Source organism: Prevotella sp. AM42-24 (assembly GCF_003461825.1).
GTDB lineage: Bacteria > Bacteroidota > Bacteroidia > Bacteroidales > Bacteroidaceae > Prevotella > Prevotella hominis.
Genome location: NZ_QTXV01000095.1, coordinates 1 through 3,539, shown reverse-complemented (window position 1 = coordinate 3,539; position 3,539 = coordinate 1). Strand labels below are relative to the sequence as shown.

Annotated in this window: 3 protein-coding genes and 1 pseudogene; all 4 read right to left on the bottom strand. The window is 38.7% G+C overall.

Annotated features, from left to right (window positions below; genetic code table 11):
* Positions 1-106 precede the first annotated feature (106 nt).
* Positions 107-310: pseudogene (locus DW917_RS15665) on the bottom strand (restriction endonuclease subunit S); the annotation flags it as partial.
* Between the two features lie 166 nt (positions 311-476).
* A complete protein-coding gene (locus DW917_RS15660) occupies positions 477-1,868 on the bottom strand; it encodes an ATP-binding protein (protein WP_118120219.1) in 1,392 nt (463 codons plus the stop codon).
* Between the two features lie 12 nt (positions 1,869-1,880).
* A complete protein-coding gene (locus tag DW917_RS15655; RefSeq protein ID WP_118120217.1) occupies positions 1,881-2,348 on the bottom strand; it encodes a hypothetical protein in 468 nt (155 codons plus the stop codon).
* A 246-nt stretch (positions 2,349-2,594) separates the two neighbouring features.
* Positions 2,595-2,771, bottom strand: a complete 177-nt coding sequence (locus DW917_RS18210) for a Spi family protease inhibitor (RefSeq protein ID WP_370453546.1) — start codon at positions 2,769-2,771, stop codon at positions 2,595-2,597.
* Positions 2,772-3,539 lie beyond the last annotated feature (768 nt).

Below are 3,539 nucleotides of genomic sequence, written 5' to 3'. Positions count from 1 at the left end.
TACTATGAATAACTTTCATGATGACTGTAAGTTGATAATTATTAAAATCTAATAGTTTTATTTCTTTGTCATGCTGCAAAGATAGTACATTTTTAGGAAATATGTATCATAGGAGCAAAATATTACTTTGGTTAAGAAGCAAGACATAGTATAGGTATTCCTTGTAAATATCATGGCATGCAAAGAAAGCACAATCATCAGCAGCCCAATATCTTTCCTTACTTAAACCTATTTGTCCAGCGGAACCACCCACAATGACAAATGGGGTGTTGGCATCCGCATTGTAGTTATCAAAATAGCCCATAGGGTAATTGGTGTTTTGATATACAGGATACCTTCCTTCGTCTGTTAATTGCTCTTTCGTTACACGTGTACTCCTCGTCTTACATTACAGAACTTTCCGATAGATGTAACCTCCCAATCCTCAGGAATCTTTCCTATCTCCGTATCTTTGTATTTCGTTTCTTTCATACCTTTCAATCTTTATTTTGGGTATTTTCAAGCACCACCCACACACCTGCATTAACCTTGCCTTCATGCCGAATGATGCCAGCTTTCTGCATTGCCGACAAATCGCGTTCTACTGTACGCTGTGTTACCGACAATGTTTCCGACATTTCTTTTCCTGTGATTAACGGATTTTTCTTGATAGAAGACAAGATAAACCGTTGACGTTCAGTAAGGTTCGTTTCCGACATGTTTCCGACATTTGTTTCCGACATGTTTCCGACATTATTGGTGTTATTAGTTCCATTTACACCGACATTACGGTAAATGGTAATCAATGTTCCGCTGACATGATTCTCGATTTTAGGCTCAGGAAGTCCCATCTTTTTCAAGCCTTGACGTATCTTGTTAATGCCACGCCCCCATGTCTCGATAAAGCCAGCCTTGTAGAAGGCATTGGCTATGTTGCGGTTGCGAGGTTGTGAAGCATGTTCTGCGAACAACTTTTCTTGGTCAATGCCTTCTGGCAGTTTGCCATCGTTCCAAAGCATAATGCAGTCGTCATATACTTTCATTTGTGTATGTACTCCCATATAGTCACGGTGTACGATGGCATTGCAAATAGCCTCACGCAACACATCCTCGGGTATTTCCAATTGCTCTATACGTGTTATCCCTTCGTAGTGAATGGGGGACAAAAGGTACTTGGAACGCAGCAATTCAATGATACGGTTTACCATTTGCAGGATATTTCCTTCTACTACGTCCTGTGTGATCAAGTCGCTCTCGTCATTACAGAAACGGCCGATACGGAAATCGCAAGACACAAAGAATCTCTTGGGATTCTTGCCAAAGAGCAATAGGGCGGCTTGCTTGAGTTGTCCTTCCTCAGTTATCAAGTTCAAGCTTCGCAGCACAGCTTCAGTAGATGAAGTATAGGCATCACCCGAAATTCGTCCCACTTCAATGCCTTTACGCAAGAAGTAGTCGATAGCTTGACGGTCTATGTCGTTTAGCGTGGCTCCGGCGACTGGCATATCATCCCACGACCACCCCATCTTTTTCAAGATAAAGTTCTGCAATGCCAGTCCCTTTAGTTCTTGCTTGGTAGAACCACTACGATAGTGGTAAACACCACGGTAAGCCACAGGCATACTGCTTGGTGTCACCACAATCTCTATGTATTCTTTTTCTCCTTCTGTAAGTAGGTTTACATCTTCCACGATGCCAAGGTAGTTGACAATTTTGTTAGGAATGTCTTCCATCAGCTTCTTGGCATCAGGCAGACCTATTACCTGCTTTTCATCATTCACACCGATAAAAATGCGACCGCCTTGTGCATTGGCGAAACCGCATATCCATTTCAGATATTCGTCTCGCCAAGATTCTTTATATTCTATATTTTGACTTTCACTAAGCATGTTGTTTCTTCGTTAAAGTGTAAAACCCATTTCGGCAAGGTAGCCGTTTACCTCACTTTCGTACTCACTCATCTCTTTTGTCTTAGACTTATTGCTTTCAGTATCGCTGCCATTATCCTTCTTGTTCTTGTTCTTCTTTTCCTTGACTTCCTTTACCTTGATGGCTTTCACTTCTGGATAAGTCCACCCGTCGTTGGAAATCATATAACAGTCATCCTGCATAGTATCTGCCCAGTAGTTTAGCAGGACATCATAGGTATCATAAGCATCTACAAGTCCACTATGCTCCATAGTTTTCGCTAATAGACTTTCAGACCAGTCGGCAATCAATTCTTTTGGATGGACACCTTGATTGATAGCCATCATCTTTGGTTCGACATCTTCTTTCCATCCATTTAATACTTTGGCAAAAGCTTCTCCTTGTGCCTTATAGGAAGAATCGCTGTCTATTACATCATTGATGTCTTCTTTTTTAGGCATTAAAGAATAGTACGTTTTCTACCAATACAAGCTTTATTCTGTTTATATCTTCCATACAATTATAATTTCAACTACAAATATAGTGAAATAAATTCAATTTATAGAATATTTTCTTTATTTTGTATATATATTTAAGAAAAATTACATATAAAGAGTCTTGGTTGGTAAGTTTTGGAGGTATGCGATCCAAAGAAATCGTGTGAAAGAATGTAAAATGAAGGCGTGCTTTTTGGCAACCATTATGAATTAGCATCGAAATACGTTGCCAGAGACAATCACAAATCCGCTTCCCCTGGCGTCATTATATATATAATAAAGTGTATCAGCTGTTTGAGAGAAACCTTTCGATTTTGCCTTTACCTCTTGGGATTGAGGTAAGGTGACGTATCTTTGAGCTATCTTCGCTGCTTTGCGAGGATTGATATTTTTACTATATGCTGCCGGACTAAAGGCTAAAAGGAAACAGACGATGGCCTGTGAAAGGGCTATCGAGGGGGAAAGGACAGGATACTATGAATAACTTTCATGATGACTGTAAGTTGATAATTATTAAAATCTAATAGTTTTATTGATTGTAGAAATATCCATTTCTATATTTTTGCAAAGATACAAAAAATATTCATAATAGACTCGTTTTAAACAATATTTTATAACAAACTCTTATTCCGCCGCCCTACACCGCACCCATATTGTCATGAGTTGTTACGTTAATACTGTGAGTCAACGTGTATTATTAATAAAGCATAAAGTGGTCAACTTTTTTTATAGTTTCTATCAGAATAATGCAATAGGCTTCAACTGCTTACGAAGCTGCTTTCATTGCTCTACGAAATAGGCTTCATTGACTATCGAAGCCTGTTTCGTATTTCGAGGCTTTTTTATTCAAGTTTATGCTTTAGTAACGACAAGTTTTCAACAGGTGGCCAATCGTATCATTGGAAAGGGTGTCACCTCGAAGCCATTTTTCCGCTCAAAATGCACCTGTTCCCAAGTGTTAAATTTTGCAAATAAGACATATTATTGCCACGAATTGCTACATTATTTAGATTTTTTTCGTACCTTTGCTTACGAAACATGTTCTTTATTGGAACATAAGCAGTACAGACAGTCATCAAGGACGACATTACTATTATTATACAAATATTATATCACTAAAGTTTCCCACCCTTGTTTATAGGGCATTTTTGAGTC

Excerpts from the sequence above, each read along its gene's own strand:
- DW917_RS15660 (WP_118120219.1), bottom strand. The coding sequence starts at position 1,868 with ATGCTTAGTGAAAGTCAAAATATAGAATATAAAGAATCTTGGCGAGAC.
- DW917_RS15655 (WP_118120217.1), bottom strand. The coding sequence starts at position 2,348 with ATGCCTAAAAAAGAAGACATCAATGATGTAATAGACAGCGATTCTTCC.